Here is a 321-nt window from a genome sequence, read left to right on the forward strand (position 1 = left end):
TTGGTGGCAAACAACTGGGAGCCGTTAACGGCATCGGTGCTGTCCGCGGCCAGGGTGCCTGCCGCCAGATTGGTGATCTTGCTGGCGCTTCCCGAGTGGTTAGCGCTGAATGCACCAGAGTTAGCATCCCACAGCAGGGCATCATCGGCGAGCGCGGTAACAGAATCGCTCAGGTTATTGATATTGGTGGTGTTAGTGGCGATATCGGTTGTGTTCTGGTTAATGCTGTCGGTATTGGTAGTGATATCAGCAGTGTTCTGATCCACTTTCTCATTTGTATCAAACAACTGGGAGCCGTTAACGGCATCGGTGCTGTCCGCG

1 pseudogene is annotated in these 321 nt (G+C 53.9%); it reads right to left on the reverse strand.

Annotation, left to right across the window (positions count from 1 at the left end):
* Nucleotides 1-321, reverse strand: a pseudogene (locus tag OGY33_RS00710) (hypothetical protein); the annotation flags it as partial.

This window comes from Citrobacter sp. Cpo032 (genome assembly GCF_030332975.1).
GTDB lineage: Bacteria > Pseudomonadota > Gammaproteobacteria > Enterobacterales > Enterobacteriaceae > Citrobacter > Citrobacter portucalensis.